At 50.6% G+C, this 2,387-nt stretch carries 22 tRNA genes and 1 rRNA gene; all 23 read right to left on the bottom strand.

The annotated features are described in order from the left end of the window. Nucleotides 1-72, bottom strand: a tRNA-Glu gene (locus AAV98_RS18015). Between the two features lie 7 nt (nt 73-79). After that, a tRNA-Ser gene (locus AAV98_RS18020) sits at nt 80-170 on the bottom strand. Between the two features lie 3 nt (nt 171-173). Continuing rightward, a tRNA-Asn gene (locus AAV98_RS18025) sits at nt 174-248 on the bottom strand. 24 nt (nt 249-272) lie between these two features. Continuing rightward, nucleotides 273-349, bottom strand: a tRNA-Ile gene (locus tag AAV98_RS18030). A 9-nt stretch (nt 350-358) separates the two neighbouring features. Next, nucleotides 359-432 (bottom strand) — tRNA-Gly (locus AAV98_RS18035). A gap of 7 nt (nt 433-439) precedes the next feature. Continuing rightward, nucleotides 440-512 (bottom strand) — tRNA-His (locus tag AAV98_RS18040). A 26-nt stretch (nt 513-538) separates the two neighbouring features. Further along, a tRNA-Thr gene (locus AAV98_RS18045) sits at nt 539-614 on the bottom strand. A gap of 15 nt (nt 615-629) precedes the next feature. After that, nucleotides 630-702, bottom strand: a tRNA-Phe gene (locus AAV98_RS18050). 142 nt (nt 703-844) lie between these two features. Continuing rightward, nucleotides 845-920, bottom strand: a tRNA-Asp gene (locus AAV98_RS18055). A 4-nt stretch (nt 921-924) separates the two neighbouring features. Beyond that, a tRNA-Met gene (locus AAV98_RS18060) sits at nt 925-1,001 on the bottom strand. Between the two features lie 47 nt (nt 1,002-1,048). Continuing rightward, nucleotides 1,049-1,141: transfer RNA gene (locus AAV98_RS18065), tRNA-Ser, on the bottom strand. A gap of 15 nt (nt 1,142-1,156) precedes the next feature. After that, a tRNA-Ile gene (locus AAV98_RS18070) sits at nt 1,157-1,233 on the bottom strand. 4 nt (nt 1,234-1,237) lie between these two features. Beyond that, nucleotides 1,238-1,314 (bottom strand) — tRNA-Met (locus AAV98_RS18075). Nucleotides 1,315-1,390: 76 nt separating this feature from the next. Continuing rightward, nucleotides 1,391-1,463 (bottom strand) — tRNA-Ala (locus AAV98_RS18080). A gap of 19 nt (nt 1,464-1,482) precedes the next feature. Then, a tRNA-Pro gene (locus AAV98_RS18085) sits at nt 1,483-1,559 on the bottom strand. A 4-nt stretch (nt 1,560-1,563) separates the two neighbouring features. Then, nucleotides 1,564-1,640: transfer RNA gene (locus AAV98_RS18090), tRNA-Arg, on the bottom strand. A gap of 37 nt (nt 1,641-1,677) precedes the next feature. After that, nucleotides 1,678-1,766 (bottom strand) — tRNA-Leu (locus AAV98_RS18095). Nucleotides 1,767-1,780: 14 nt separating this feature from the next. After that, a tRNA-Gly gene (locus AAV98_RS18100) sits at nt 1,781-1,855 on the bottom strand. A 16-nt stretch (nt 1,856-1,871) separates the two neighbouring features. Beyond that, nucleotides 1,872-1,952: transfer RNA gene (locus AAV98_RS18105), tRNA-Leu, on the bottom strand. 8 nt (nt 1,953-1,960) lie between these two features. Beyond that, nucleotides 1,961-2,036 (bottom strand) — tRNA-Lys (locus AAV98_RS18110). Between the two features lie 3 nt (nt 2,037-2,039). After that, nucleotides 2,040-2,115: transfer RNA gene (locus AAV98_RS18115), tRNA-Thr, on the bottom strand. Between the two features lie 44 nt (nt 2,116-2,159). Next, nucleotides 2,160-2,235, bottom strand: a tRNA-Val gene (locus AAV98_RS18120). Between the two features lie 8 nt (nt 2,236-2,243). Beyond that, nucleotides 2,244-2,360, bottom strand: a 5S ribosomal RNA gene (rrf, locus tag AAV98_RS18125). Between the last annotated feature and the right edge of the window lie 27 nt (nt 2,361-2,387).

Raw genomic sequence — 2,387 nt, forward strand, 5'->3', positions numbered from 1 at the left:
TGACCCGTACGGGATTCGAACCCGTGTTACCGCCGTGAAAGGGCGGTGTCTTAACCGCTTGACCAACGGGCCATATTAATGGCGGAGAAGGAGGGATTTGAACCCTCGCGCCGCTTACACGACCTACACCCTTAGCAGGGGCGCCTCTTCAGCCACTTGAGTACTTCTCCATATGGCTCCACCAGTAGGATTCGAACCTACGACCCTTCGGTTAACAGCCGAATGCTCTACCGCTGAGCTATGGTGGAACGAAAACGGTATATACAAAAAAATGGTGGGCCTAAGTGGACTCGAACCACCGACCTCACGCTTATCAGGCGTGCGCTCTAACCAGCTGAGCTATAGGCCCACATAAAAATGGAGCGGGTGATGGGAATCGAACCCACGACATCAGCTTGGAAGGCTGAGGTTTTACCATTAAACTACACCCGCTAAAAAGGGCGACTGATGGGAATCGAACCCACGAATGCCTGAACCACAATCAGGTGCGTTAACCACTTCGCCACAACCGCCATAATAATATTAATTTAAGTAAAGATGGTGCCGGCGATAGGAGTCGAACCCACGACCTACTGATTACAAGTCAGTTGCTCTACCAACTGAGCTACACCGGCATTTAAAAAACAAAGTGGCTCGGGACGGAATCGAACCGCCGACACATGGATTTTCAGTCCATTGCTCTACCAACTGAGCTACCGAGCCGTAATATAAATAATAGTTACAATTTTAAAACTTATTTCGTGCCATCATCCAAATTTGAAAACCAAAATTTGTGCTCTGAAGTATATTCAGGGAAGTTTATTCGATCGTGCTCTACCAACTGAGCTACCGAGCCGAATATAAATGGCGGTCCCGACCGGGATCGAACCGGCGATCTCCTGCGTGACAGGCAGGCATGTTAACCGCTACACCACGGGACCTTTTTGGTTGCGGGGACAGGATTTGAACCTGCGACCTTCGGGTTATGAGCCCGACGAGCTACCGGACTGCTCCACCCCGCGATAATATTATAGAAGTCTCTATACTCACCATATCGTATAAAATAATATGGCGGAGGAAGAGGGATTCGAACCCCCGCGGGCTTTGACACCCCTGTCGGTTTTCAAGACCGATCCCTTCAGCCGGACTTGGGTATTCCTCCGCGTATAGAAAGAACTGGTGGACCTTGTAGGACTCGAACCTACGACCGGACGGTTATGAGCCGTCTGCTCTAACCAGCTGAGCTAAAGGTCCTTTTTGGTAGCGGCGGAGGGGATCGAACCCCCGACCTCACGGGTATGAACCGTACGCTCTAGCCAGCTGAGCTACACCGCCAAAAAGTTAAAGTATTTCATTAGATTTACTGGCACCAGTGTTACTGGTCTGTAGTGTTTCTTAAAAATACCTAAAGTGGAGCCTAGCGGGATCGAACCGCTGACCTCCTGCGTGCAAAGCAGGCGCTCTCCCAGCTGAGCTAAGGCCCCATATTCCAAAAAGATTTAATGGTCGGGAAGACAGGATTTGAACCTGCGACCCCTTGGTCCCAAACCAAGTGCTCTACCAAGCTGAGCTACTCCCCGTTAATGGCGCGCCCGAGAGGACTCGAACCCCTAACCTTTTGATCCGTAGTCAAACGCTCTATCCAATTGAGCTACGGGCGCATATTTATAAAAGTTATTTTACTGCTGTAAAAAACTCTGGTGCCGAGGACCGGAATCGAACCGGTACGGTAGTCACCTACCGCAGGATTTTAAGTCCTGTGCGTCTGCCAGTTCCGCCACCCCGGCAAGGGCAAGTCTGTTGGAGCGGAAGACGGGATTCGAACCCGCGACCCCCACCTTGGCAAGGTGGTGTTCTACCACTGAACTACTTCCGCTAATACAAAATTAGAATGCGGGTGAAGGGACTCGAACCCCCACGTCAAAGACACTAGATCCTAAGTCTAGCGCGTCTGCCAATTCCGCCACACCCGCAAGATAAATGGTGTGCCATGAAGGACTCGAACCTTCGACCCTCTGATTAAAAGTCAGATGCTCTACCGACTGAGCTAATGGCACATATGGTGCCGGCGATAGGAGTCGAACCCACGACCTACTGATTACAAGTCAGTTGCTCTACCAACTGAGCTACACCGGCATATATGGATGGATAATTTTTAGCTACTTTTTAAGAAATATAAATGGTGGAGGATGACGGGATCGAACCGCCGACCCCCTGCTTGTAAGGCAGGTGCTCTCCCAGCTGAGCTAATCCTCCGTGTATCTGCCTGGCAACGTCCTACTCTCACAGGGGGAGATCCCCCAACTACCATCGGCGCTGAAGCGCTTAACTTCCGTGTTCGGTATGGGAACGGGTGTGACCTCTTCGCCATCATTACCAGACAAATTATATTATACAAAATTGAGGGA

The sequence above is a fragment of the Bacillus sp. CHD6a genome, assembly GCF_001293645.1.
Taxonomy (GTDB): domain Bacteria; phylum Bacillota; class Bacilli; order Bacillales; family Bacillaceae_I; genus Sutcliffiella_A.